Raw genomic sequence first — 26,021 nt, 5'->3', positions numbered from 1 at the left:
TGCCCCCTAACCTTTTTTCATCATGTCACGGATACCACGGATTGCCTGCCGGGTACGGTGCTGATTTTCAATCAGTCCGAAACGCACATATTCATCGCCGTATTCACCAAATCCGATACCCGGAGATACGGCCACCTTAGCTTCTTTAAGCAGTTTCTTACTGAATTCCAGAGACCCCATTTCACGGAATTGTTCCGGAATTTTCGCCCATACAAACATGGTTGCTTTTGGTTTTTCTACAGGCCAACCAATCGCATTCAACCCTTCACACAACACATCACGGCGTTGTTTATAGGTTTCAACAATTTCAGCCACACACTCTTGCGGCCCATCCAGAGCCGTAATGGCTGCCACCTGAATCGGCGTAAACATACCGTAATCCAGATAGGACTTCATCCGGGCCAGAGCCGCAACCAATGTAGGATTACCTGACATAAAGCCTACACGCCATCCGGGCATATTGTAGGTTTTAGATAAGGTATAAAACTCCACGGCTACATCAATCGCGCCGGGGATCTGCAAAATGGATGGCGCTTTATAACCATCAAAGGTGATCTCACCATACGCCAAATCATGGACAACCCAAATCTGATGCTCTTTGGCAAAATCAACAACACGTTGGAAAAAGTCCAGGTCAACACATTGCGTGGTTGGATTGCCCGGAAAATTCAGCACCAGCATTTTCGGTTTCGGCCAGGAATCCTTAACCGATTTTTCCAGTTCCGCAAAAAAATCGACATCCGGTGTTAACGGCACATGACGAATATCTGCGCCAGCAATCACAAATCCATATGGATGAATCGGATAGGCAGGATTGGGGACCAATACTGCGTCGCCAGGTCCAACGGTTGCCAATGCCAGATGCGCCAAACCTTCTTTGGAGCCGATGGTCACGATGGTTTCGGAGTCCGGATCAAGGGTCACATCATATTTGCGCTGATACCAGTCGCAGATGGCTTTACGCAGACGTGGAATACCTCTGGAAACGGAGTAACGATGGGTGTCCGGTCTTTGCGCAGCTTCGACTAATTTTTCTACAATGTGCGCGGGCGCCGGTTTATCCGGGTTCCCCATACCAAAGTCGATAATATCTTCACCGCGCGCACGCGCTTTTGCCTTCAAATCATTTACAATGTTGAAAACGTATGGCGGAAGACGCTTGATTCTGGGAAATTCGTCGTTCAACTGAGCACCTGCTATTAGCTAAAACGGTTGGCAAACCAAGCAAAATAACTGAAAATCATTCACACTTCAAATTGATTTAATACAGTGGATTAATATGAGTCAACAAGACCAATTGTACACGACGATCATTAATGATCTCCAAAAGGGAAAACTGGTGTTGCCTACACTGCCTGAGGTAGCCCTCAAGGTTCGTGAAGTTGCCAATAATCCAGACGTAACTGCAGTGCAGCTCGCCGATGTAATTACAACTGATGCAGCCCTATCTGCCCGGCTTTTAAAAGTGGCAAACAGTCCGTTATATCGCGGTCGAGTCGAAGTTGAATCGGTGCAAACGGCGGTTACCAGACTTGGGATTCCAATGATACGCAACCTGGTGACCAGCCTGGTAATGGAACAAATGTTCCGTCCTACCAATAAGCGACTGGAAAACAGAATGCGCGATTTATGGCAACACAGCATCGAAGTTGCCGCAGCAAGTCAGGTCATTGCATCCAAACACCCCCATATTGCAAACGATGAAGCGCTACTTGCAGGCCTGCTCCATGAAATTGGTGCATTACCGATTTTGATGAAAGCCGCCGATATGCCTGAACTGCTGGAAGATACTCGCCGTCTGGACACATTGATTGAGAATCTGTATCCAAAAATTGGTGCTGCGATTCTGAAAAGCTGGGATTTCCCGGAAACTCTCGTCACTGTTGCAGCAGAACATGCCAATCTTAATCGCAACAGCCAGAACGGTCCGGATCTGACTGACGTAGTTCAGGTCGCCAACCTGCAAAGCTACTTTAATACCAGTAAAGCGTTGGATCCAAACACAAGGGATAAAGTATTGTCTTTCCAAAAACTGGGCATTGATACCGGTATAAGCGTGGTGGAGCTGGATGAAAACAGTGAAGAATATGCTGCTGCATTAGCTTTATTCCAAAACTTCTAAAAAGCCTCATTACATCCCAAAAGGCCCGTTGTTCGATACAACGGGCTTTTTTGTACTTATCATACTCATCCCTGCCGTTTCAGTCGGATGACGTTGAAAATCCCCCTAAACGTATTCGTTTATATATCTGGTTTATGGGTGACGTTTGCGAAGGTTATCTACACTCCAGGCACCACCGCCAGCAACAAACAGGTACAAAAAGATAAAACTGAATAATGCCGCTAGCTCACCATTATTGAGCAATGGCCAGAATGCCTGCGGCGCGTGGGCAATAAAATAGGCCACGGCCATTTGTCCCGACAAAATAAACGCTACCGGCCGGGTGAAAAGGCCGATGAGGATCAAAAAGCCACCAACGATTTCCAATACACCGGCAACACCGGATAGCGTAAACAAATCAAATTCATAACGTTGTGGTGCCGGAAATCCAAATAATTTTTGTCCACCATGCTGCATAAACATAAATGCAGTCACGATTCGCAGAATACTCAATACACGTGGTTGCCACGCTGCATAAAAACCGTCCATTCGCTCTCTCCTTTGCGTTAAGTCTTCACAGCTAATGAATTGATTAGACTCGTTTATCTTCTTAATTGAAGTCGGTGTAATCGTTTAGTCCTTCTTACAAAGAACTCAGGCGAATAGTAGCAGCAATCAAGTACAAATATATAGCGTGCCGGTTGTCCTGCTAACGGTTCAATTTGCAGTAAACGTAAGAATTTTTATGATTTGATTAATGCGGTTAATAATTTCATCGTCGCTTTTTCATCCAGACTGAGAAATTTCCCACGGTAACGTTTAAATTGGCGACGAAAATAACCCAGGGTTTTGCCCGCAATGTGGTCAAACCATACGTATGGTTTTGCCGGGTATAGCTGGCACTGCCTGGTCGGAAAAACGCATCATCCAGCATTCGGGTCATGCAGGCGAGCACGGTGATTTGATCAATCGGTTTTCGTTGGATATGTTGCCCGGTTACCCGCCGCATGGTTTCCAATTGTTCGGCAAATCGCAAAATGCGTTTGAACTTCTGTTCGCTGGCCGTTTCGACCCAGTTCGGATTATAGATATATTGTTTTCGGCCCTGATTATCCCGTCCAGTCACTATAACTTTGGCATCGCGATCCTGCTGAATTTCAACCTCTTCCCATGCAGGTGGAATAGCGAGACTTTTTATCCAGCGTTTTAAGGCGGCGTTCTTAACTGTTTTACCATTGGCATAACGATAACTGAACGTTTTGCCATGGGGTTTTCTGTAGATAACCGAATGACTCATGGTGATTGCAAATCCGTAATACTGAATCTGGCGCTATCATGACATGAGTGCTTAACACAGACTTTAATGCAGATTATGTCTGTGGGGATTATTCTGCTACCAGTATTTCTGATTTATAAAAAGCGCCGCTATCAACCGCCAATTTATTGGTCAGCTTTGGCAATAACTTGTTCATCGTTTCCATTAACTGCCAAGGGGGATTAATCACGATCATGCCCGATGCGGTCATGCCGCGCTCGTCAGAATCGGCAGTGACCGCTAACTCAAAACGTTGAATATTTTTGATGCCACTTTTACTAAATTGTTTTTCCAGGCGAGTGATTCGACTTCGTTCAACCACTGGATACCAGATGGCATAGCTGCCAGTAGGGAATTTTGCATAAGCTTTTTCGATTGTTTGAAATACCAAATCGTAATCAGATTTGATTTCATAAGATGGATCAATCAATACCAATCCACGTCGTGAAACCGGTGGCAATAAAGACAATAAGCCTTTTAAACCATCTTCACGCATCACCCGTGCCCGCTTCACTTTTTGGGTATTTTGTAATAAAAGACCGGCATCTTCGGGATGCAACTCATACAACCAGGCCCGATCCTGACGCCGCATACAATGCAGAGCAATAAACGGAGAACCAGGATAATACTCCAGCGATTTACCAGAGTTAACAGCATCAATCACAGCAAAATACGTGGCCAGTTCCGGCCAGTCAGCCACCTTTAATTTAGCAATACCATTCTGGTATTCCTGTAGTTTCTCAGCATGAGCTGAAGCCAGATGATAAAGGCCAGCCCCAGCATGGGTGTCTATGTAGTCAAAGGCTTTTTCTTTTTTACCGAGGTGCTGCAAAATCTCAATTAAGACAATATGTTTGAGCACGTCAGCAAAGTTGCCAGCATGAAAGGAATGGCGGTAGCTTAGCAAGTGAGATCCTGATTATGTGTTGAGAGATGAATTGCGTAGCAGCAAATTACGCTGAGTAAACGGATTTGGCAAAATAATTTCCGTTAACGTTTATCTGAGACATGGTTAATTCCGTCATTAACTCTAACCTCACCCAACTCAAAAGGATTCACCCCTTCCAGACAGGCGAGATTAAAGCCAAAGAAGTCGGGATTTGCTCGGGTCTGGTGATGGGTATAAATGCCACAAATCGAACAAAAATAATGCTTGGCCGTCATGGTATTAAATTGATACGAAGAGAGCTTATCGGCCCCTTTGGTAATTTGCAGGGAAGACATCGTAACATACGCTGCGATAGCGCCCTTTCTCCGACACATGGAACAATCACAACGACGAGGATCTTCAATACCATTTGGCAAATGCACAACAAATTCAACCTCACCACAATGGCAACTGCCTTTATGGTAGGGCTGAATTTCGGTGTTTCCTATTTTAGAGATCATTGCATTGCTGGCGCTTGTTTAATGTTCAACTCTCTGGAGCATGATAACGCGATAACCAATGTGCATAAGGTGCCGGTAACACCCAGGCAGGATCAGCAATTTTTAAGGTTTTAGCTGCAAGGTATGGCCAATGAGGATTGGCTAAATGGGCTCGTCCCACCATAACAAGATCCAGCTGTTGATCCGTAATAACCTGGTTCACCGTGTCAGGTTCATCAATACCCCAGGCTGAAGCGACTGGCATTTCAGCTTCACGCCGCACTCGTTCGGCAATCGGTACCAATAATGCCGGTCCCCAGGGAATATTTGCATCAGGGGTGGAAAACCCAATACTGACACTGAGTAGATCCAGACCTGTTTGTTTAAATTGGCGGGTCAGATGGATAGAGTCACTCAACGTTTCTTCATCACGGCCGTCATATTCAATCACCCCGAAACGAGCAGTTAATGGCAGATTTTCTGGCCAGACGTCACGTACCGCCTGTAATGTTTCCAATAAGAATCGGCTACGACCGGCCAAATCGCCTCCATATTGATCGTCGCGTTGATTGGAATGAACTGAAAAAAAGCTTTGTGCCAGATAACCATGCGCAAAATGCAATTCCAGCCATTCAAAGCCTGCGGCTCTCGCACGTTTGGCAGCGGCAACAAAATCAGCCTTAACCCGCTCGATATCCTCCAATGTCATGGCTTTGGGGACTTTGGGCAAATTGGCACCAAATGCAACGGCAGAAGGCGCTATGGTTTGCCAGCTTTGCGGATCATCATCCGCTAAATGGTCATCGCCTTCCCATGGACGATTGGCGCTGGCTTTACGTCCCGCATGTGCTATCTGAATGCCTGGACAAGCACCTGCTTTTTTAATGGCCGAAGCAATTTTTGCCATGCCTTCTGCCTGGGCGTCATTCCAGATGCCAGTACATCCTGGCGTTATTCTTCCTTCGGGACTAACTGCCGTCGCTTCAACGATCACCAGCCCCGCACCGCCACGGGCTAATTGGGTGTAATGCGCCAGATGCCAGTCATTGGTCAATCCATCATTAGCACTGTATTGACACATCGGGGGTACCGCAATGCGGTTGCGTAATGTCACATCTTTTAGCGAAAACTCAGTAAATAACGCTGTCATAAAAATCTCTTGTTAAAAATAAAAACTCAAAAAAATCCACGAATAACTCATTCCGGTCATGTTGAATACTTAAAAAGCACTTTTAATAACCCCACCATCAACACGAACAGCGGCACCCGTTGTGGCCGAAGCTAATGGGCTGGATAGATAACAGACCATTGAAGCGACTTCATTCGTGGTGGCGAAACGCTTAATCAAAGAAGTGGGTCTGACATGTTCAAAAAAGTCTTTTTCAAAGGCTTCGAGACTTTGACCTTCTTTGGCGGCGAGATCCGTCACAAAAGTTTCGACACCTCGTGAGCGTGTTGGCCCGGGTAATACAGAATTCACCGTAATATTGGTACCGGCAACCTGTTCGGCCAGACCACGGGCAATGGCTATCTGAGCCGCTTTGGTCATGCCATAATGAATCATTTCTTCAGGGATCTGCACTCCGCTTTCACTGGAAATGAAAATTACCCGGCCCCAGTTTTGCTGTTTCATCGCTGGCAGATAGGCCCGCGTCAATCGCACACCACTGAGTACATTCACATCAAAAAAGCGCAGCCAGTCTTCGTCCGGAATATCTTCAAACGGCACTGGCTCGAAGATACCCAGGTTATTAATCAGAATATCTACGCGGGGATATTGCTGAGTTAATTTTTCCGCTTCAGATGCCAGAGACAGATCCCCAGAAAATCCATGCAGAGTGCCTTTTGCAGTTGTTTTTAATGATTCAACAGCCTGTTTGACGGAGGATTCCGAACGTCCATTGACGATTACATTGGCCCCTTCATCTGCCAGTGCTTTTGCAATGGAAAAACCAATGCCCGCCGTGCTGCCGCTGACTAAAGCGATTTTATTTTCGAGTTGCAGGTCCATAAATAGCTCCATAAAATATACATTTAACCGGGTCAGAATGACTTGCTGATTACTCTGTTATCTTTTTTAACGTTGCCGTTAATCTTGCCGCAGATACCTCCCCCATATGACTCTCCATCAGCATTCCCTGCTGATCGAAAAACAACGTGACAGGTAAACCATAAGCATTGAAGGCATCTGCGACTTTTCCTGTTTTATCCAGTAAAACATGCTCAAATTTCAGGTCATTTTCAGCGAGAAACGCCTCAACCTTTTCCAGCGATTCCTGCTGATTGAGCATCACAAACCGGATATCAGGATACTGCTGTTGTAATTTTTGAAAGGCAGGCATTTCACGCTGACATGGCGGGCACCAGCTGGCCCATAAATTCACCACCGTCACATTATTTTCAGTGAGTTGATTCAGAGATATTGCTTCGCCATTAAGCTGTTCTACAGCAATTTCAGGCATGACAACCTGATCACCACCTAAATTTAACAGCAGCGAAGAGGCTGAAAAAAACAGTAAAATTGAGACTGCGCCACCGAATAAAGCCATACGTTGCTGTGACAGACGTTTGATTTGCAAAAGCAAAAACAGCACCATCGCTATCGTCCCGGAAATCCAATCCACGCCACGATCACGGAAATCCAGCATCTGCCAGACTGAGTCGTATTGATCAGCAAATTTGATGACAAACACGATACGCCCAATCACCAACCCGAATAGCAACATCATTAACAACGGATCAGTCACCGAACCTTGATTTTTTCTGGACAGAATTGATGCCACCAGAATCCCGATAAGCGCACTGCCAAATAACAGCAACGGCTCCAGTGGCAAGGAAAATGGACCGAGATTAATCGACATCATTGACCAAACATCCTGCTGATTTCGTCACCCATCGGCATGCCTTCCACCAGTCGTACATGACCGTTTTGATCTTTATAAACACTGGTCGGGGTCGCCATTAACCCCAACTGTTCCATCAACAGATTATTTTCCTCAACCCGCCGTTTACCCTCGGCTGATGTTTGTTCATCCGTATTTTTAGCCGAATCTCCAGAATGTTGAATATGCTGCTGCAAGGCTTGTTCCGGGGATTCAGCGGCTAAAATTGATGCCGATTTTTCAATGCTGTTTTCCTGCAGTATGCCTACCATAATATGACGGAACTGCACCTCACCCGATGCAATATATGGCTCGGCAGTTTCGCGTAATCGCTGGCAATACGGACAATATGGATCAGTAAAGGTGTAAATAATCTGTTTGGCGTTTTGTGGCCCATCCTGTATCCATTTCGCCTGTTCCAGTGTTTGCCAGACTTTTTCATTCTGTGGAGCGCTGACCAGTTCATACAGAGCCTCTTCGCCCAAATCGTCGCCCTGTGCATTTATCAGATTACCAATCAACGCATACTGTTTGTCTTCGGTAAGATAAATGCTCATCGGCTGACCTTGAATATTGGCGGCATAACCGGTCAACCCGGCAGGTGCGTCAAAACTGTCGATAATGGTGACACCCTGTTCTTTGATATAGCTTATAACTTCGGGCTCCTGCTGTTCAGCTATCGCCCAGTAACTGCCGAAGCCGATACAAAGTAACAAAACAGGGATGATAAATTTCTTCATGGATAACTCCGTTAGACGGTTGGATCATAAGACTAGCTGGATGGAATTAAGTGGGGATTAACAGACAGGATGGCAATCCTTTACTTTAACTCTCTCAAGTTTATTGGATACATTTTTCACAACAACGCAGCGTGTGAAAACTTATGGTAAAACGTAGGACGGATTTTCACTCAGGTCATATTTTTTTATGAACGCAAACTGGTTGCAACTTTCGCCACGCTATCAGGTGATATTGGCTGGTATCTGTGCATTAATCCTGACGGTGGGGATTGCCAGGTTTGCTTATACGCCTTTTTTACCGATCATGTTAACCGAAACGTCACTGAATAAACTCAGCGGTGGCTGGTTGGCAACATTTAATTACATCGGTTACCTGTCTGGTGTGGTGCTGATTTCGTTTTTAACCAGCCTCAAAACCAAGTTTCTGTTTTATCGCATCAATCTTGTTCTGGCCGTATTAAGTACGATATTAATGGCCGTCACCACCGATATCGTTTTATGGAGTATTTTGCGATTTATTGGTGGCCTTACCAGCACCGCAGGGATTATTCTCGCCGCCGGCTTTGTGATGGGCTGGCTGAAACAAAACGGCTACAAATCCGCATTGGGAATTCATTTTTCAGGGCTGGGGCTGGGTATAGCGATACCCGGTATTGTTATTGTGTTGATAACGCCTTATTACAATTGGGCTGAGCAATGGCTGGTTATGGGGTTATTTGGTATTTTGTTTTTTTTGCCCGCCTGGTTTCTGATGCCTGCCCCTGCTCTACAACACACTCCATCAGCTGATTTTGCTGCGCCTAATTCAAAGTGGATGCGTTTGATGATTGCCGCTTATGCCTGTGCTGGTGTGGGTTATGTTATCAGCGCCACTTTCATTGTAGCGATACTGGAAGGCATGCCAAGCCTGTCGGGCAAAGGCAGTTTAATCTGGGTGATGTTGGGTATTGCGGCAGTTCCATCCTGCATTATTTGGGACAAAGTGGCAGAACGCATTGGTGAAACCCGAGCCATCATGACAGCCTATGTGATGATTCTCCTATCAATTCTGATTCCGCTTGTCAGTGAATCGTTTTTTTTCAACCTGATAGGCGCTTTGATATTTGGAGCGACCTTTGCCGGGATTGTCAGCCTCATGCTGGTTTATGTCGGGCACAAATTTCCTCATAACCCGGCAAAGGCTATGGCAAAACTGACCATAAGTTACGGTATAGCCCAACTTATCGCACCCGCTCTGGCGGGTTATCTGTCGACACTGACAGGTAATTACCTGTCCTCCATGTGGATGGCGGCCGCTGTGATGATCACGGGCATTTTCTTTGTCTGGCAAATACATCGATTTGAGAAAAATAAACACCCTCAAATCAATACACCTGTGTTCTGATAAGTTCTTTCCAGCCGTATTAATGGTAAATGGCTTATTCTTCTTTCAAGGTCAGCCGAGTCCCATCAGGTCGTTCCAGGGTTTTGTCATCAATGCGTTTGAAAGTGAGATTGATATCGCCGGAAGTCACCACTTCATTGCTGTCGACCTCATAGGTAAAACTATAGGCACCAGGTACTCCTCCAATCAGCTGTCCCTGACCATCGGCATTAAACTCATAACCTGTACCATATTGTGCATCGACATAGGCTCCTTCCTGAAAATCAGAACCACAGGCAGTGAGTGTTATCGCTAACAATAAAGGACTTAACTGGCTCCAGCCTGCCGACTTAATATTGTTGAGCAGAGTGAGTGTGGTTTTCATAACATTACCTCATAAAGTCAGAAGTTCAGGAAGACAAAATCAGCTTTTCTCTCCATGAGAAAACCGATCACGTATAGGTTTAAAAGCCAGTACAACCTCATCTTTCAGATTATTGACTTTGATAACCCGACCAAACCGATAGCTATTAAAACCGATGTAATACAACCCAAGTTGTAGCAACGCCACCAACAGAAACAACGCACTGCCAATGGTCATTAAAAGCAGTAGCGTTGAAGCGATGTACACCACACTGAGCACTGCAAGATGGTTTTTATCCAAACTGGTTAACTGTTGTGAACAGACAAAATATCCCAGCATGGCCAATATAAATCCCAACAAAGCAGCTACCGCCAGTGGCGGCAATAATACCCCCCCTGCAGCGCCCACCAGAAACAGTATATAGCTGTAACGTGTATATTTTTCCTTAGCGATAAAGCCTAATAGTTTGTCACTGCTCAGGTTCTCTCCAACCCGATCATCAAAATCTGGCGACTGCTTTATTTGCTTATTCAGCGAAAAAAACGCGACCACCCCAGCCAGTAACAAGAGGATTCCCAGCCAGAAAATCATAGGGCTGTAGGAAAGACCATCGCTTAATGCCGCCGCTCCACGGCAAATCGGTGGCGAGGAATAGATGCACGCTATCATTTGCGTGATGACATCTTTATTGCCATAACGACTCATTGTATCCAGAGTGGATGCGTAGGCTGCAAAAAACCACACCAGCGATATCAGCAAAATGACCATACCCGCCAGCATCAGAATCAGGCTGAGTTTTCTTGGATTCATGGGCTGAACTCCTTTTCAAAGGTCGGGAAAAATATCACTGGAGATGACTCTTCCAAACAGACAGCATTGGGAAATGGGGGGACAAAGCGATAAAGTCCAGGCATTGAAAGCCCGCTATTAAGACAAAATACAACGTTAGTAACCATCTGGGCTCAAGCTGCATTGACTGGAGATAAAGTGATACGCATCATTCGCATCTCTTATATTTTTTGTGAAATATTTCACAGTTTACACTTTACCGCAAGCATTATTTTCGCCGAACCTATCACAAAACTCCATCCATAACAGTGGTTTAGCACATTATTAAACCAAATGGTTGACAATAATTAATAATGAGAGGATATTAAACCTTATGGTTAAATATAACGCGACAAATTTAGATACTTTATTTCATGCTCTGGCTGATCCAACACGGCGCTCAATGTTGCAGGCTCTGGCTTTGCAAAGCCGGTCGATCGGGGAGCTTGCCGAACCGTTTGATATGTCACTGGCAGCGGCTTCGAAACATATTCGGGTTCTGGAACAGGCAAGTTTAATTAATCGCAAAGTGCAAGGCAGGAGTCATATCTGCGAACTGAATGCAGCACCGATGCATGGCGGCCTTGAATGGATACAGCATTACCAGCGCTATTGGAATCAGCAACTGGATACGCTGGAGCAGTTGCTTAGTAAACCAGAGTCAAATTAATCTCATAAGGAGTCAATGTGATGTCCAACATTTATGGTGAATTAATTACCCCTGACACATTACAGATTGAACGAACATTGCCTGGCCCGATTGAGCGTGTCTGGCGTTATTTGACTGAGCCTGAGTTACGGCAAAAATGGCTGGCTGCAGGTCCCATGGAGCTGGAAATGGGTGGTGAGGTGACGTTGGTATTCAACAATAATTCATTGACCACCGCTGGAGATCTGCCACCTGAAAAATATGCCGACTATGGCGGTGAACATATTGTTAGAGGCAATATAACGGCTTGTGACCCGCCGTTTTTACTCAGCTATACCTGGCCGATGGGAGACAATGAAAACTCCGAGGTGCGTTTTCAATTAACCGAGCATGGCGATAAAGTTCGGTTAACCGTCACCCACTCCCGCTTGCTTAAATCGGAACAAAAGCTTTCTGTAGCGGGAGGCTGGCATGTGCATCTGGAATTTCTTCTGGCACAGCTTAATAATCAAACACCCCCACCGTTTTGGGCTACCCATACAACACTGGAAGCGGAATATGCACGATTATTCAAATAGCTGAATCGTGTACGGTGCACTTTCAGGGGAAATTCAGCTGCCATGAAACACCAAAACGGTCTTGTAACCAGCCAAATTGCTGACTGAAGCCATAATTATCCAGCGGCATATGAATCTGACCGCCTTCGGCAAGGGTTTTAAATAGGGTGCTGAGTTCGTCAACTGATTCGCAGTTCACAAAGATTGAAAACGCCGGGGTAAAGTCAAAGTCATGCTTGACTGGGCTGTCAATGCAATTAAAGGTTCGCCCGTTTAACGAAAACCTGCCAAATTGTAATTTGCCTTTATTTTCACCAGAAGTATATTCGGTTGATTCGATAATTTCAGAATCGGGGAACAGCTCTACGTATAACAACATGGCTTGTTTCGCATCGCCATCAAACATCAGATGTGGAAGAATTTCTGTTGCCATTGTCAGTAATCTCTCCTCGCTTGGTATTATTGAATTTACTGAGGCTTAATGCCTACTCAAACAAATTGCCCGGCTGCATGGCCTGAAGCCCAGGCCCACTGGAAATTGTGCCCACCCAAATGTCCAGTAACATCAACGACTTCACCGATGAAATACAATCCCGGATGCTCCTTGCTTTCCATGGTTTTGGAAGACAGAGCATTGGTATCAATACCTCCCAGTGTCACCTCGGCGGTTCGATAACCTTCGGTACCCGAAGGTTTAACTGTCCAGGGTTGGCAATGCGCAACAATCTGTTCAATATCAGCATCGGAAAGCTGACCAACAGGTTTGTCTTCAATCCATTGCTCACACCAAAGCTGTGCGACGCGGCGGGTCAGTTTTTCGGCCAGTATGGTTTTCAGAGCCGTTTTGGATTTTTCACGACGCATTTCCATTAAATAAGCGGTTAACTCGATTCCGGGAAACATATCTATTTTCAACACTTCCCCGGGCTGCCAATAACTGGATGCCTGCAATATTGCCGGGCCACTTAAACCACGGTGGGTAAACAGAATATTCTCACGAAACGAACAGGTATCTGTTTCGGTGATGGAGTCCAGGGAAATACCACTTAATTCAGCCAGCGGTTTAAGTTTGTGGTCATCCAGTACTACGGGAACCAAACCCGCCCGCGTGGGTAACAGCGGAATATTGAGCCTGCGGGCCAGTTCAAAACCAAATCCTGTCGCCCCCATTTTAGGGATCGATAAGCCACCCGTCGCAATGACCAGAGATGCACATTGCAATTTACCTTCTGACGTTTCAACCAACTTTTGTCCGGCAGTTTCCAGCACCTTAACCGGCGTATTGGTCTTGATGGTTACCCCGGCCCACTCACACTCGGTGACTAACATCTGCACGATATCTTTCGAAGACTCATCACAAAACAGTTGCCCCAGTTTCTTTTCGTGATAGGCAATCTGATGACGTTCAACCATCTCGATAAAATGCCATGGGGTGTAACGACTGAGTGCTGATTTCACAAAGTGCGGATTATTGGAGATAAAGTTCTCCGGGCTGCAATACATGTTTGTAAAGTTGCAGCGACCACCACCAGACATCAGTATCTTCTTACCCACCTTATTGGCATGCTCAAGTACCAACACCCGTCGACCGCGTTGTCCGGCAGCAATAGCACACATCAACCCGGCGGCACCGGCGCCGATAATGATTACGTCATACTGATTGGAAAGTTCGTTATTGATTGTCATGGACGGGCATTTTACGCAAAAATACCCGCAAATGACTGACAACTTAAAGGCTGAAAGATAACCTAGTCCTAGGTTGAGATGACTCTGCCAACGATACGATCTATCCAGCTCAGTTCACGCAAAGGCAAATCAGCAGAATGACGATAGCCTTTGATGAGCGCTTCAATCAAATCACCATGATTTACCCATTCTTGTGGATACCGGAAAAAATGCCGCCAGTTGCGACGTCTGGCCCAACGACTTAAAGACCAGGATTGAAAACGCATATCAAGAATATCGATAAGGCCAAAATCCATTTCATTGACAATAATATTTCCGGGATGGATTGAGCGGAAATAAATTCCCCGGCGCTGCACCAAGGCTAAAAACACACCCAAGCGGTACATCAGATTTGCATCGGCTTCATTGGATTTAACAATGTCTCGTAAAGTACGGCCTGCCAAAGGGGAGTAAATAGCAACAGTGTGTGATTCACCTACAATGCGATGCAATGCCTTCACTTTCAGCGTTGGGATATCAAGCTGTTCTAATTGATGAGCGTTACGGGCAAATTTAACCGCTGCCGGCGCCAGCAATTCTCTGTTAAAAAACCGTTTACGATAAAAAAACTTTAAAAATTGGCCATCAGCTAGTACGGCCACTTTAGGTCCTTTTTTGTCCTTTTCGATCACAGTAGCCGTTTCCATCAGGGTGGCTAAATGCTCAGCAGAAAGGGGGCGAATATTAAGCATAAATGTTTTCCATAACGATGTTCAATCCTGATGTTTTAAAGGGAGCCGCGGCCATATATCACCCGTCTGAGACATATAATCAAGATAATGATGCCCGTATTTCTCCAGCCCATCTTCTTCTTCCCGAGGTACTCTCAAGCAATAGACCAATACAAAAGTCATTAACCCTGCCACTCCGGCCAACCAATTCTGCGATAACAATAATTGCGTTAATGCCAGGACTAAAAGCGCGGAATAAAAGGGATAACGTATGTATCGGTAAATCCCTTTGGCAACCAGTTTTTTCTGGTAATTAGCGGGAGCACTATAATCACGAACCGCTCTGTACAACAGCCATATCCCCAAACTGCCACTCAGAACACCAAACCACGCAATTTCGTCATAATACCGCAAATCGGCAAATTCCAACCATGGCAACGTGGCATCAATCAGGGGAAGGCTAACCATACTTATCAGGGTAACAATCGTCAGCGCCGTTATTTCATTATCCCACTTATTATCCTCTAAAAAACGCCATCGACTATTACTAGAGAACAACGCCAGAGTCGCCCCTGCAATGAGGATAATGAGTACTAACTCAGAAATTTGGTCCGTCATGTAATCACCTTATAATCAAGTCATTAATTATCAAGCTGGCTATGTATTAACAGCAGATAGAGCATTGGTAGTTAATAACTTACTGAAAGTTCATGGCAATTTTATTACCATGTTAACTATTAGCGGATTACCTGTATACATTATCTCTGGCCAGGGAAGCATATAAGTCAAAAATACTGCCATCTGCTTCTTGTCTAAGCTAACGCCAGCTTAGCTGACAAAAGTTACTGATGTCCTTTTTTTGTTATTACTTTGAAAATCATGAAAATAACCTGTAACGGCAGAACTTTATGGGTTTTAATCTGTTTGAATAATTAAGAAACTAACACCATAAAAACTAATGACCAGAACAAAACACTTGATTTTCATCACGCCACATTGGCGCTTATGCTTATTTTTGTTGCCAATGTTCGCCATGCTTTCAGCTTGTGGAACAACTCCGTCTGGTCTCACAAAAACACCAGAAAGAGCGGAGTTCCCCAAACCAGCAGATGAGGCTCACTATTACGATGAAATACAGGCCATGCTACTGCTCTATCAACAGCATGAAGCATGGCAAGGCACGCCTTATCGTATTGGCGGAGTCAATCGTTCAGGCATCGACTGTTCGGCTTTTGTTCAAGTGACATTTCGTGATGTATTCGGTATGGATTTGCCGCGAACCACTGAACAGCAATCGCGTATGGGGCAACGCATTAACCGGCAACAATTGCGACCCGGCGACCTGGTGTTCTTTCGCAATGGCCGCCATGTCGGAATTTATCTGGAAGAGAACAAATTCCTGCATGCCTCAACAACACGTGGTGTAATGATTTCCAATATGGACAACAGCTACTGGTCTCGCCATTTCTGGAAAGCAGTCAGCGTACGTCGTTGAGATTTCTTCTGTTGAAACCGCGAGCTGCTATCATAGCGTTCGTGTTGAACTCCTTCGGAAAAGCATTGTGACCAAATCTGTACCACTGACCCAAGAAGCCTATTTAGAAAAATGCAAAAGTGCCGCCAGCAAGGGCGATGCTATTGCCCAAAATACACTGGGGTTTCTTTATCTCAACGGGCAAAGCGTCGAACAGGATTATCACCAGGCAGCAAAATGGTTTCGCCATGCTGCTGAGAACAACTATGCTCCAGCCCAATTTAATCTCGCCATCATGTACAAATTGGGCCAAGGGGTTGAACAAAATCATCCCGAATCAATTAAATGGATGCAACTTGCGGCAAATCAGGGTTACGCCGAGGCGCAAAGCAACCTGGGGAATATGTACTATCAAGGCCTGGCGGTAATGCAGGATTATCAAATGGCGTATATGTGGTGGTCTTTAGCGGAACAAAATGGTGCTGAAGATCTTCAGCATATTAAAGCCGTATTACTCAAAAAAATGTCTGAAAACGAAATCCGGCAGGCCGAACAATCTATTAAACAATGGCAAAAGCAGCAGTGACAATCATCTGACTGCCACTATTCCCAACGATAATCCAACAATTTTATTTTATTTTGCTTAAACTGCACGCCCTCGTTTTCCAGTAATTTTCGTTGCCGTTGGTAGCCATCACTGCCCACCGGAAACGCGATTTCACCTTTGGCATTAATCACGCGATGCCAGGGTAAATCAGAGTCATCCGGAAGTTGCTTTAGTGTAGTTCCCACATAACGTGCATGCCCCGGATAACCGCAAATCCGAGCAATCTGACCATAAGTTGCAACTTTTCCCTCAGGAATCATAGCGACCACTTGCCAGATGATTTGGTTGAGTTTGAGATGCTCCACTTTATTGCCTACGCTCAATTATTGCTCATATAACGTTAATTTCAGTCCGGTTTTATCGCTTGCCAGTTGCACTCCATATCAGTCACAGGCAAGATTCAATCTGTTGGCTTTATTCAGCAATCCTTTCCAAATATTCAGGAAACCAGATTATGCAATCTCTCACTCGATTTTCCGTATTAATAGCCAGTCTGTTCTCAATCTCTGCCACCGCTTTGGCAGAAACGCCCAACCTGCAACCCGGCCTTTGGGAATACACCAGCACCACCACCATGGAAGGCCCTATGAATTTCCCGCCTCAAACGGCCAGCAATCAGGAATGCCTGACCCAGGCACAGCTGGACAAGGGGCAAGACGTCATCAATATGCCTGAGGAATGTGATATTACGCAATCAGATATCAAACGTGACCGAGTTGATTACGCTGCGAGCTGCAATATGGATGGTATGACAACCATTTTTAAGGGTTATGCCAACTTTAAAGGTAATCGCATTGAGGGCAAAATGACCAGTGAGATGAACACCCCAATAGGTCCGGTAAATATGAAAACTGATTATTCTGGCGAGCGGATTGGCGAATGTTCACCTTGATCCAGGGCTTGTTGATTCAGCTGCACATTCCTCACTCCAATTGGTTCGCCCCATTATCAACATCCAATATGATAATGGGGTGAGGTTCATTTACCTTACTATTACAACAGCCTGCCGAACTTTCGACTGAAAAAACTGCCTTCTGCTTTATAACCGTTTGAATCTGACTTTCCGTTTTCAGGAGGGTTGTTTGAATGCTGGATTTTTTCAAAGTGGTTTTGGGTTGTTTTATCATGATGCCCGCCTATGGCGTTATTCATGGTGAACCAACACCGATTGACGTTGTTTCAACGGGCCAGATTCATATTGAGCAACTTAAATGGTATGGCGGCACCAACAGTCAGGTTACGGAACAGGACGAATGCAGTTCTGTAGTAGTAGGTACTCAGCCACTGACCGTATTAACGGTTGCTCACTGCTTGCGTGACTCTAAATTAACCCCCAACACGCGAATCCCGGTTGTTAAGATATTTTTAGGCAAGCCGGTACCCGTATTACGTGCGGCGCTTTACACCCGTTTTAATGAAATTGAACGCAATCTGGCCACCGATCTGGCCGTACTGATATTTGACGGAAACGCGCCTGAAGGGATTGCAGCCATTCCAATCGTCAACTCACTTGAAAGCCCACAAGTTCTGGTATGTGGGTATGGCCGAGGAATTAACGATGCCGACATTAATGTCCCTCGCTGTGCGAACAAAACCGTCTTATCTGCAGAAGATGACTTCTACCACTTTGTACCTGAAATCTACGAACAGCTTGACCCCCTACTGCACCTGCAATTTCGCGCGCAGTTTCTGGCAAAATATGCCGTAATCAGCTCAACCTCCGCCCTGCTAGCCATGAATCGGGTGGAAAATGAACGTTATCAATTTACCTTACCTATGCCAACAAGAGGTGATTCCGGAGGGCCATGGATAGTGAATCAACAAAACGGACAACAAGGTGTGATCGCGTTAACCAGTTTTGTCGAAACCTTTTACCGGAAAAATAAACAGTGGCCATTTTTCAATGAAAACCGTGCCCCACTGACTGATTTCCCTTACGCAGCGTATGGTGTTCGACTGAATACCGTTGAAGCTAAGGCATTATTCACTCGCGCCCGGCTTGAAGGCGCTGACATTCAGATGATGTCTGAGTAACAGCGTTTTTTCACCATTCATAGTGACCGCCTGATGCAAACAATCAATGTTAAGCTGGCGTTGATGGGATTCATAAATCCATCCATCATCCGGCTGATATAAAGAAGAGACTTCAAAAAAATGACATTAGCAAACATGTATCATCTGACCTTCTCCGGCTTGTTTATTATTTTGCTGACCCTGCTTATTCAATGGTTTATCGCCAGCAAAAGCAAAGCCTCGCAAGCTGGTGCAATTCCCGGCAAAATTGCTGAAGAACTGAGTCATGACGCTTTTGTATTTCGAGCCCATCGCACGTTTATGAACTCACTGGAAAATCTGCCATTGTTGCTGGGCACGACGTTTATGGCGATTTTAATCGGTGCAAATGCTCTATGGACCGGTATCTTTGTCTGGCTATTTGCGATTGCCCGTATTGTGCATATGGGACTCTATTACGCCATTGCTACTGAGCAAAACCCCAGCCCGAGAACCTGGTTTTTTATGGTTGGCCTGCTCGCTAATGTGGCATTGCTGGTGTTATGTGGCATTACTTTGCTGAGTTAACAGATGGTTATGAAATCTTTTCGAGGTCACAGCCCCAGATTGGGGAATCGGGTTTGGGTAGATGACAGTGCTGTGATTATGGGTAATGTCGAGATCGGCGATGACAGTTCGGTATGGCCGTTGGTATCCATCCGTGGTGATATGCATCAGATTCGTATCGGCGCGAGAACCAGTATTCAGGATAACTCCTGTTTACATATTACCCATGCCAGTGAATTTAATCCGGAAGGCCATCCCCTGATCATTGGTGATGATGTCACAGTAGGCCATCTGGTGATGTTGCATGGCTGCACGATTGGGAATCAGGTGCTTGTCGGCATGTCCTCTACTATACTGGATGGCGCGATTATCGAAGATCAGGTGGTTATTGGTGCGGGTTCGCTGGTACCACCGGGAAAAAAACTTGAATCCGGTTACCTGTATTTCGGCTCTCCTGTAAAACAGATTCGCCCATTAACGGTGGACGAACTGAATTATTTCCAATATGCCTGTCAGAACTACGTAAAGCTGAAAAATGAATATCTCAATAACAATGATTAAGCCGCCAGCTGTTTAAGTCGTTCATTGATCTGATCCTTCCTGGTTAACAGTTTCTGGGTATCTGCTGATTCAAATTCAACAATGGCGATGGATGCCTGAGGAAAATTATCTGCCAACTCACCATTCAGCATGGCATCAGCAGCATATTTAGCCATGTTGACGACTGCGGCCAATTGACTTGCCTCCTTGTCAGTCGAAGGCGTTTCAAGATGCTGAATGGTTTCAATGACCAGAGCCGGCATACGCCAGCGAATAACGATCATCTGCGAAACGGTCAGCCAGTATTTATCTTCCAGCTGATGAACAATCGAATCATCCAGAGGCAAACTCTGTTGCGCGGCAACATCAATCAGCGTTTGAAGTACCGCCGGACGGCCAATGGAATGAATCAATCCTGCCAGAAAAGCGACTTCGACGTTCACGTTGCAGTGACTGGCAATCTCTTTAGCCCACAATGATGTCGCCAACGCCTGCTGCCAGATGGATTCCGCATAGCCTTCATAGCCCGGAGTATTGAATAATTTCGCATTGAGTACGGCGCTGATAGCAATTTCACTGACAGTCACCATACCCAGACGGGCAATCGCCTGTTGAAGTGATGTCAAATTTGACATCGGTGTATACGCTGCCGAGTTGGCAATACGCATTACATGGCCAGCGAGCGATGGATCACTTTCAATCAGCTGCGCCATTTGACTGGCATCAGACTCTTTATCATTGGCCAGCATAAACGCTTTGTTCGCGACCTCAGGCAGTATCGGAACCTCTACAAATCCCTCTGCGATTGCCTGATTTAACAGATCTTCCAGTTCTGATCTTACGTGCTGATTATCTTCTTGCATTTCTCTATCCATATCTGATTGATAAATATTGTTTTTTGCCGATTTATCATTCTGTCTTGATTCAACTTATCGCCATTCAGACTACTTAGCGATAAACATCAACTAGAAAGCCGACATCGATAAAGCTTACTCAATACGTCACCGACCAAAGTAGCACCATCATTTCATTACGTCTATTTTGAATCATGCAAGTAGCTGATTTCAGCTTACAACAAAAAACCGCTTCTTATATTGGGCTCAAATGACCATCAGTCAACATTCTGATTTTAGCCATAAAACGCCCTGTTTTTTTCACTCATTTCAGCGTTAGCTAAATAAGGTGACAAGGATTTTCCTGAATTTACAGCTAAAACCACAAGTTTTGTGCTGAAATACATTTTTTTCACAGCGTGCCTATATACAATATCAGCAAAAATTAATACTAAAGGTAGCCGACTTTGACACAACGCATTGCTTCTAGTGAACTCCGGCTTGGTATGTATATAAAAAAGCTGGGCGGTTCATGGATGAAACACCCGTTTTTACGTAGTAGTTTTTTATTAACCGATCCCGATGATATTAAAAAAATTCTTGAGGCAGGCATTGAGGAAGTCTGGATCGATGAGGATAAAGGTGAAGCTTCTAAAACATCGCCCTCCCTGCAACCATCACCACCCGCTGCCGAAACGTTATCAGACTCACTTCCTCAGCAAACCGCCAAAGATAAAAAATCTGTCGCGCGAATTTCAATGGAAGAGGATATTAATCGCGCGCGGAAACTCTTCAATGATGCTAAACCACAGGTTATGGCAATGTACCAAGATGCCCGATTGGGTAAAGCCATTGATCCCCAAACAACTTTACCGTTAGTGAATGAAATTGATTTAATGGTGCAGCGAAACTCAGCCGCAATACTCAGTGTAGCTCGTCTGAAAACTCATGATGACTACACATACATGCATTCATTGGCGGTGTGTGCATTGATGATATCGATGGCACGCCAACTCAATCTGAATGAAGAGCAGGTTAAGTTGGCTGGTGTCGGCGGATTAATGCACGATCTTGGTAAATCCCTGATGCCATTGGAAGTGCTGAACAAACCCGGAAAACTTTCTGATGCAGAATACAACATCATGAAAAAACATCCGGTTGCCGGCGCCAAATTACTTCAGAACTCCGGTGCTGAACCAGAGGTCGTCGACATCGCTTTGCATCATCACGAAAAAATGAACGGTTTGGGCTACCCCAACCGGTTACAAGGTGACGAAATATCATTGTATTCCCGTATGGCGGCCATTTGTGATGTCTATGACGCTGTCACATCTGAACGCGCTTATAAACAAGCCTGGGATCCGGCTGGCACTATTCGGGAAATGGCAAAATGGAAGGGGCACTTTGATAAGCCGCTTTTTAATGCTTTCGTAAAAATGGTGGGCATTTATCCGGTCGGTTCTCTGGTACGACTTTCTTCACAAAAGCTGGCCGTAGTGATAGAGCCCGGTAAAGGTTCGCTTGTCACGCCAAAAGTTAAAGTGTTTTTTTCCCTGCGTTCTAAAGCACCTATTCAGATCCAGGTAATCGATCTCTCCCTGCCAAGTTGTAAAGAGACCATTGATGGGCCTGAAGATCCAAGCAAATGGAATTTCAAACAACTGCAAGATCTCTGGCTTTAAAGGTTTATTACTCCGTCCTGTTCAGTTTGATAGCAACATATCATCCATCAGACTTTTACCTTATAGCCCGTTTTAAAAATCCACCAGATAAACATCATAAACATGATGAGGAAAGCAGTAATCATCATCAGACTGAATGTCAGACTGACATCGGCTGTACCATAAAAACTCCAGCGAAAACCACTAACCAGATATACCACCGGATTGAACAGAGTCACTTTCTGCCAGAACTCAGGCAACATACTGATCGAATAAAACGTGCCACCCAGAAAAGCTAAAGGCGTGACAACCATCAATGGAATAACCTGTAATTTTTCAAAACCATCCGCCACTACACCAAGAATAAAACCCAGCATGCTGAAAGTAATACAGGTCAACACCAGAAACAGCATCATCCATAACGGGTGCAGAATCGAGTAATCCACAAATAATTTGGCGGTGAGCAAAATCAACATCGCCAGAATAATCGATTTGGTAGCAGCAGCGCCCACATAACCAACCACAATCTCAAATGCCGAAACCGGTGCCGACAAAACTTCGTATATAGCCCCTGACCATTTGGGCATATAAATGCCGAACGAGGCGTTGGAAGTGGTTTCAGTCAACACCATCAACATGATCAAGCCCGGAATAATAAAGGCACCATAACTCACACCGCCAATTTCAGTCATCGCCGAACCGATGGCCGATCCGAATACGATGAAATAAAGCGAAGTAGACAACACCGGCGAAGCAATACTTTGCAGCGGCGTGCGCCAGCTACGGTGGAGTTCGGATAAATAAATGGCTTTAATGGCATACCAGTTCACTTTGACTCCTCCAGCAGACTGACAAAAATTTGTTCCAGGGTACTTTGTTTGGTTTGCACATCACTCAGCTCGATCCCGGAACGATGAATTGCCGCCAATACCTCCGTCACATGATTGGTCGGTTGATTATCAACATAATCATAGGTCAGCGTTTTGCCATCTTGGCCAATATGCAACACAAAACCATTCAGCTCACCGGGTAACTGAGTAATCGGATGTTGTAACTGTAAGATAAGCTGCTTGCGGCCCAGCTTTTTCATTAAATCCTGCTTGTTATCCACCAGCAGGATCTCGCCATGATTAATAATGCCAATTCGATCCGCGATCTCTTCGGCTTCTTCAATGTAATGTGTAGTGAGAATAATGGTGGTGCCTCTTTGGCGTAGCTTTTCCACCAGCCGCCACATATCACGGCGTAATTCCACATCCACCCCGGCGGTCGGTTCATCCAGAAACAATACTTCGGGTTCATGCGCCAGGGCTTTTGCAATTAACACACGGCGTTTCATGCCACCGGAAAGAAATTGAATTTTGGCACGCCGCTTATCCCATAAAGACAAGGCTCTTAATATTTCTTCCAGGTATGCATCATCACGCGGCTTTCCAAAAACGCCCCGACTGAACACCATGGTATCCCACACAAATGCAAACACATCTATCGCTAATTCCTGGGGCACCAGACCAATTTGTTTGCGTGCCTGACGATACTGTTTGACAACATCATAACCACCTACCAACACCTGGCCCTCACCGACGTTAACCAGTCCACAGATAATGCTAATCAGCGTGGTTTTTCCAGCGCCATTTGGGCCTAACAGAGCAAAGATCTCACCACGTTTGATTTGCAGATTAACCTGCTTTAACGCCTGAAACCCGGAAGGATATTGTTTACTGAGATTGCGCACATCAATGATGTGATTTTCCATCAGTCGTGTTTCCTTTACTGCGGTATGTAAGCTTAGTCATTTTAGGGGCTTGAACTTTCATCGCCCCTCGAGTGTTGTTCTTCAACAAGGTTTAAATTTGTCTGCATTTAAACATAAAACAGCAGTGAAATAACTCAATTACTCCAATGCGATAAAATCGCTGCAGTTTGGCAGCGCCATGTTAAAACAGTGTTAACAGCAGCAAGATTTAAGATTACGGTTGCCGAGCAGGCAACGCGGTTGCAGGGCCAGGTTGCATCGCTGCTTCATCAAGACTGTCACCAATATTGAATGTCACCGTCCTGATTTTATCCAACGCGTTTCCGGCAGGTTCCTGTCGCAGAATAATAGATCTGAATAGCTGATGATCCTGCGCGTCCATTACCGAGTCGATGGTGTCAGAACGCGGTTCAAATCCCCATTCGATTCCACCCGCCCATGTACAGAGTGCAGCTTCATCAATAGTGGCTTCAACACACGGCTGCTCAACCACCTTCCGCAACTGATCAGTCGCATTGGTATCCTGACGAGCCGGTGTTCGCAACAACAAACTGGTTTGTATATTCGTCAGTCGTTCAGACTCATACAGCTGATTATTATCAAGCAGTACACTGCGTATTCCTGCTTCTTCAATCAATACATGCCGACCACTGCTGACAAGTTCGAAATGACAGTGTGGCTGCTGTTGTGGTTCAGCCAGTTGATAATCCCATGCTTCCAGACGATAGGCAGTTCTGGTCTCATCCAGCCAGCGCTGCAGTCGAATGGTTCCCAGGCGATTCCGCTCATTTTCGCTCAACGCTTTTATCGAAACGCCCTCATCCTTGCAGATATTCAGCAAATCCGCATATAGTTCACGCCGGTTCCCGGCAGAGACAGGGGTAATGGTTTGATCAATATAGATATTTGGCATGGCGGGACGCTGCTCCACCCGCTCAACTGTTTTCGGCTCAAGTGGTGCAACGGATGTGTCCGGTTCTGACTCTTCCCCACAAGTGGTCAGCATCCCTACACAGACAAGACTCAAGGCAGCTATCAATAAAAAACGGAGTTTGGCCGTTAACATCACCTTACCAGTTGATAGTGCTAGTTCTCATCACATTCAAGAAATTCATAACCAGTGCCTTCATCAAGATTTATCAGTTCAGAAACGGCTTGAAAACCAATCTGCCGGGCAGCAACCAGATCCGCCTGTGGTATCTGGTGAATCAGTATAGTCCCTGTCCCCATACCACACGCAGCCGGATAAGCGACACCGGTTCGCTGACCACAGTGAGTTTCAATTACCTCAATATTTGCCGTTGATAATTTTTCTGCACTGTCAGTGGGTGAGATCCCTGACGTTTCACATTGCAGAGCATTTCGACTCTCATAAACCATTACCGGCTCCTCAACCGCGCAACCGCTCAGTAAAACCAATGAAGTTAAGATGGTTAATCGCAGTTTCATGAGCACGCCTTAATGTTAATATCCAGAGGAGGAATAAATCGTTTTCATCTTCCCATATGAATCTACTCTAATCATCCAACAATTTGAATAGCATGAAGCGTTGATGCTGTTCAGAGCTATCGGAAATAGTAGTTGAAATGATATTTTGGGATCAATTACACACCACGAAAAACGTATTGATGATGTGCTTTGAAAGGATATAAAAAAAGGGTAAGCTCTCGCTTACCCTTTGTTTTGCAGTTGTTCAGAGGCCTGAACATAATTGTCGAAATTCTGAATATAATCATCCATATTCAATTCCAACATACGTCGATATTCATTGACAAAAAAATCGACGGTTTCATCCCGCGCATCAGCCATATCCATGGCATTAGTCCATCCAGAAGCACAGAACCACGCACTGTATCTGGCTAAGCCATACATAAATGATGCACTGACTTCACCGGCCTCTACACTTTTCGCCATTTGCATATTAGCCAATTTGATAAATGCATCCGCTCTATCGAAAAAGGCTTTATCTCTCTCACTCATAAAGGTTTCGCTTTTTTTATTTTGCAGTTGGGCTTTCAGCCAGTAAAG

At 45.3% G+C, this 26,021-nt stretch carries 33 protein-coding genes; 11 read left to right on the top strand and 22 right to left on the bottom strand.

Annotated elements, in window-relative coordinates; genetic code table 11:
- Positions 1 to 6 precede the first annotated feature (6 nt).
- Positions 7 to 1,185, bottom strand: coding sequence for an alanine transaminase (alaC, locus tag B2337_RS03095; RefSeq protein ID WP_292362213.1), 1,179 nt, complete (start codon positions 1,183 to 1,185; stop codon positions 7 to 9).
- A gap of 94 nt (positions 1,186 to 1,279) precedes the next feature.
- Here alaC and B2337_RS03090 point away from each other — a divergent pair, with 94 nt between their 5' ends.
- Positions 1,280 to 2,122, top strand: a complete 843-nt coding sequence (locus B2337_RS03090; protein WP_292362212.1) for an HDOD domain-containing protein — start codon at positions 1,280 to 1,282, stop codon at positions 2,120 to 2,122.
- Between the two features lie 132 nt (positions 2,123 to 2,254).
- On the opposite strand, the gene B2337_RS03085 is transcribed toward B2337_RS03090, so the two are convergent.
- The 8 genes from B2337_RS03085 to dsbG form a co-directional block, all read right to left on the bottom strand.
- On the bottom strand, positions 2,255 to 2,650 hold the full coding sequence (locus tag B2337_RS03085; protein WP_292413961.1) for a DoxX family protein: 396 nt from the start codon (positions 2,648 to 2,650) through the stop codon (positions 2,255 to 2,257).
- Between the two features lie 223 nt (positions 2,651 to 2,873).
- Positions 2,874 to 3,398, bottom strand: a complete 525-nt coding sequence (locus B2337_RS03080) for a hypothetical protein (RefSeq protein ID WP_292362210.1) — start codon at positions 3,396 to 3,398, stop codon at positions 2,874 to 2,876.
- 88 nt (positions 3,399 to 3,486) lie between these two features.
- On the bottom strand, positions 3,487 to 4,323 hold the full coding sequence (locus B2337_RS03075) for a 23S rRNA (adenine(2030)-N(6))-methyltransferase RlmJ (RefSeq protein WP_292413959.1): 837 nt from the start codon (positions 4,321 to 4,323) through the stop codon (positions 3,487 to 3,489).
- 83 nt (positions 4,324 to 4,406) lie between these two features.
- Positions 4,407 to 4,805, bottom strand: coding sequence for a GFA family protein (locus tag B2337_RS03070; RefSeq protein ID WP_292362208.1), 399 nt, complete (start codon positions 4,803 to 4,805; stop codon positions 4,407 to 4,409).
- Positions 4,806 to 4,830: 25 nt separating this feature from the next.
- Entirely contained in the window at positions 4,831 to 5,934 is a 1,104-nt protein-coding gene (locus B2337_RS03065; protein WP_292362207.1) for an NADH:flavin oxidoreductase/NADH oxidase, read from the bottom strand.
- Positions 5,935 to 6,003: 69 nt separating this feature from the next.
- The gene (locus tag B2337_RS03060; RefSeq protein WP_292362206.1) at positions 6,004 to 6,795 is read right to left on the bottom strand and encodes an SDR family NAD(P)-dependent oxidoreductase; all 792 of its coding nucleotides are present in this window, start codon (positions 6,793 to 6,795) and stop codon (positions 6,004 to 6,006) included.
- Positions 6,796 to 6,844: 49 nt separating this feature from the next.
- Entirely contained in the window at positions 6,845 to 7,648 is an 804-nt protein-coding gene (locus tag B2337_RS03055; protein ID WP_292362205.1) for a TlpA family protein disulfide reductase, read from the bottom strand.
- The gene (gene dsbG / locus B2337_RS03050) at positions 7,645 to 8,406 is read right to left on the bottom strand and encodes a thiol:disulfide interchange protein DsbG (protein ID WP_292362204.1); all 762 of its coding nucleotides are present in this window, start codon (positions 8,404 to 8,406) and stop codon (positions 7,645 to 7,647) included. Before dsbG ends, B2337_RS03055 begins: the two co-directional genes overlap by 4 nt.
- A gap of 187 nt (positions 8,407 to 8,593) precedes the next feature.
- Here dsbG and B2337_RS03045 point away from each other — a divergent pair, with 187 nt between their 5' ends.
- Positions 8,594 to 9,790, top strand: a complete 1,197-nt coding sequence (locus tag B2337_RS03045) for a YbfB/YjiJ family MFS transporter (protein ID WP_292362203.1) — start codon at positions 8,594 to 8,596, stop codon at positions 9,788 to 9,790.
- A gap of 34 nt (positions 9,791 to 9,824) precedes the next feature.
- Here B2337_RS03045 and B2337_RS03040 read toward each other — a convergent pair whose 3' ends face one another.
- Positions 9,825 to 10,154: a hypothetical protein gene (locus tag B2337_RS03040; protein ID WP_292413958.1), complete on the bottom strand. Its 330-nt coding sequence runs from the start codon at positions 10,152 to 10,154 to the stop codon at positions 9,825 to 9,827.
- A 39-nt stretch (positions 10,155 to 10,193) separates the two neighbouring features.
- The gene (locus B2337_RS03035) at positions 10,194 to 10,943 is read right to left on the bottom strand and encodes a hypothetical protein (protein WP_292413957.1); all 750 of its coding nucleotides are present in this window, start codon (positions 10,941 to 10,943) and stop codon (positions 10,194 to 10,196) included.
- Between the two features lie 352 nt (positions 10,944 to 11,295).
- On the opposite strand from B2337_RS03035, the gene B2337_RS03030 reads away from it, so the two are divergent.
- Both B2337_RS03030 and B2337_RS03025 read left to right on the top strand, forming a co-directional pair.
- Complete coding sequence (locus tag B2337_RS03030) at positions 11,296 to 11,631, top strand: ArsR/SmtB family transcription factor (protein WP_292362200.1); 336 nt, start codon at positions 11,296 to 11,298, stop codon at positions 11,629 to 11,631.
- A gap of 20 nt (positions 11,632 to 11,651) precedes the next feature.
- Positions 11,652 to 12,188 carry an SRPBCC family protein gene (locus tag B2337_RS03025; RefSeq protein WP_292362199.1) on the top strand — a complete coding sequence of 179 codons (537 nt, stop codon included), beginning with the start codon at positions 11,652 to 11,654 and terminating at the stop codon, positions 12,186 to 12,188.
- Positions 12,189 to 12,210: 22 nt separating this feature from the next.
- Here the strand turns inward: B2337_RS03025 and B2337_RS03020 are convergent, their stop codons facing one another.
- The 4 genes from B2337_RS03020 to B2337_RS03005 all read right to left on the bottom strand — a co-directional run bounded on the left by B2337_RS03020 (position 12,211) and on the right by B2337_RS03005 (position 15,181).
- Positions 12,211 to 12,600 (bottom strand): VOC family protein, encoded by a 390-nt coding sequence (locus B2337_RS03020; RefSeq protein ID WP_292362198.1) that lies wholly within the window; start codon positions 12,598 to 12,600, stop codon positions 12,211 to 12,213.
- A 56-nt stretch (positions 12,601 to 12,656) separates the two neighbouring features.
- Entirely contained in the window at positions 12,657 to 13,853 is a 1,197-nt protein-coding gene (locus B2337_RS03015) for an NAD(P)/FAD-dependent oxidoreductase (RefSeq protein ID WP_292362197.1), read from the bottom strand.
- 68 nt (positions 13,854 to 13,921) lie between these two features.
- Complete coding sequence (locus B2337_RS03010; protein ID WP_292362196.1) at positions 13,922 to 14,584, bottom strand: toluene tolerance protein; 663 nt, start codon at positions 14,582 to 14,584, stop codon at positions 13,922 to 13,924.
- 21 nt (positions 14,585 to 14,605) lie between these two features.
- Positions 14,606 to 15,181 carry a methyltransferase family protein gene (locus tag B2337_RS03005; RefSeq protein WP_292362195.1) on the bottom strand — a complete coding sequence of 192 codons (576 nt, stop codon included), beginning with the start codon at positions 15,179 to 15,181 and terminating at the stop codon, positions 14,606 to 14,608.
- Positions 15,182 to 15,521: 340 nt separating this feature from the next.
- Here B2337_RS03005 and B2337_RS03000 point away from each other — a divergent pair, with 340 nt between their 5' ends.
- Positions 15,522 to 16,058 carry an NlpC/P60 family protein gene (locus B2337_RS03000; RefSeq protein WP_292362194.1) on the top strand — a complete coding sequence of 179 codons (537 nt, stop codon included), beginning with the start codon at positions 15,522 to 15,524 and terminating at the stop codon, positions 16,056 to 16,058.
- Between the two features lie 67 nt (positions 16,059 to 16,125).
- Positions 16,126 to 16,623 carry a tetratricopeptide repeat protein gene (locus B2337_RS02995; RefSeq protein ID WP_292362193.1) on the top strand — a complete coding sequence of 166 codons (498 nt, stop codon included), beginning with the start codon at positions 16,126 to 16,128 and terminating at the stop codon, positions 16,621 to 16,623.
- A gap of 17 nt (positions 16,624 to 16,640) precedes the next feature.
- On the opposite strand, the gene B2337_RS02990 is transcribed toward B2337_RS02995, so the two are convergent.
- A complete protein-coding gene (locus B2337_RS02990) occupies positions 16,641 to 16,967 on the bottom strand; it encodes an MGMT family protein (RefSeq protein ID WP_292362192.1) in 327 nt (108 codons plus the stop codon).
- A gap of 131 nt (positions 16,968 to 17,098) precedes the next feature.
- Here B2337_RS02990 and B2337_RS02985 point away from each other — a divergent pair, with 131 nt between their 5' ends.
- From B2337_RS02985 to B2337_RS02970, 4 genes are all read left to right on the top strand, one after another.
- Positions 17,099 to 17,536: a DUF3617 domain-containing protein gene (locus B2337_RS02985; RefSeq protein WP_292362191.1), complete on the top strand. Its 438-nt coding sequence runs from the start codon at positions 17,099 to 17,101 to the stop codon at positions 17,534 to 17,536.
- Positions 17,537 to 17,730: 194 nt separating this feature from the next.
- Positions 17,731 to 18,678: a trypsin gene (locus tag B2337_RS02980; protein ID WP_292362190.1), complete on the top strand. Its 948-nt coding sequence runs from the start codon at positions 17,731 to 17,733 to the stop codon at positions 18,676 to 18,678.
- Positions 18,679 to 18,798: 120 nt separating this feature from the next.
- Positions 18,799 to 19,224 carry an MAPEG family protein gene (locus B2337_RS02975; protein ID WP_292362189.1) on the top strand — a complete coding sequence of 142 codons (426 nt, stop codon included), beginning with the start codon at positions 18,799 to 18,801 and terminating at the stop codon, positions 19,222 to 19,224.
- 3 nt (positions 19,225 to 19,227) lie between these two features.
- Positions 19,228 to 19,764 carry a gamma carbonic anhydrase family protein gene (locus B2337_RS02970; RefSeq protein WP_292362188.1) on the top strand — a complete coding sequence of 179 codons (537 nt, stop codon included), beginning with the start codon at positions 19,228 to 19,230 and terminating at the stop codon, positions 19,762 to 19,764.
- Here B2337_RS02970 and B2337_RS02965 read toward each other — a convergent pair.
- Entirely contained in the window at positions 19,761 to 20,606 is an 846-nt protein-coding gene (locus tag B2337_RS02965) for an HDOD domain-containing protein (protein WP_292362187.1), read from the bottom strand. The two genes, B2337_RS02970 and B2337_RS02965, sit on opposite strands and share 4 nt — an antisense overlap.
- A 476-nt stretch (positions 20,607 to 21,082) precedes the next feature.
- On the opposite strand from B2337_RS02965, the gene B2337_RS02960 reads away from it, so the two are divergent.
- Positions 21,083 to 22,258: an HD-GYP domain-containing protein gene (locus B2337_RS02960; protein WP_414673659.1), complete on the top strand. Its 1,176-nt coding sequence runs from the start codon at positions 21,083 to 21,085 to the stop codon at positions 22,256 to 22,258.
- A 47-nt stretch (positions 22,259 to 22,305) separates the two neighbouring features.
- Here the strand turns inward: B2337_RS02960 and B2337_RS02955 are convergent, their stop codons facing one another.
- The 5 genes from B2337_RS02955 to B2337_RS02935 form a co-directional block, all read right to left on the bottom strand.
- Entirely contained in the window at positions 22,306 to 23,067 is a 762-nt protein-coding gene (locus B2337_RS02955) for an ABC transporter permease (protein WP_292362185.1), read from the bottom strand.
- Positions 23,064 to 23,993 (bottom strand): ABC transporter ATP-binding protein, encoded by a 930-nt coding sequence (locus B2337_RS02950; RefSeq protein WP_292362184.1) that lies wholly within the window; start codon positions 23,991 to 23,993, stop codon positions 23,064 to 23,066. The genes B2337_RS02955 and B2337_RS02950 overlap by 4 nt, the downstream gene beginning before the upstream one ends.
- 214 nt (positions 23,994 to 24,207) lie before the next feature.
- Complete coding sequence (locus B2337_RS02945) at positions 24,208 to 25,059, bottom strand: hypothetical protein (RefSeq protein ID WP_292362183.1); 852 nt, start codon at positions 25,057 to 25,059, stop codon at positions 24,208 to 24,210.
- Positions 25,060 to 25,079: 20 nt separating this feature from the next.
- Positions 25,080 to 25,442 carry a hypothetical protein gene (locus B2337_RS02940; protein WP_292362182.1) on the bottom strand — a complete coding sequence of 121 codons (363 nt, stop codon included), beginning with the start codon at positions 25,440 to 25,442 and terminating at the stop codon, positions 25,080 to 25,082.
- A gap of 222 nt (positions 25,443 to 25,664) precedes the next feature.
- Entirely contained in the window at positions 25,665 to 25,973 is a 309-nt protein-coding gene (locus tag B2337_RS02935; RefSeq protein ID WP_292362181.1) for a DUF3144 domain-containing protein, read from the bottom strand.
- Positions 25,974 to 26,021 lie beyond the last annotated feature (48 nt).

The organism is Methylophaga sp. UBA3192 (genome assembly GCA_002363955.1).
GTDB lineage: Bacteria > Pseudomonadota > Gammaproteobacteria > Nitrosococcales > Methylophagaceae > Methylophaga.
This window is presented reverse-complemented; position numbering and strand designations above follow the sequence as displayed.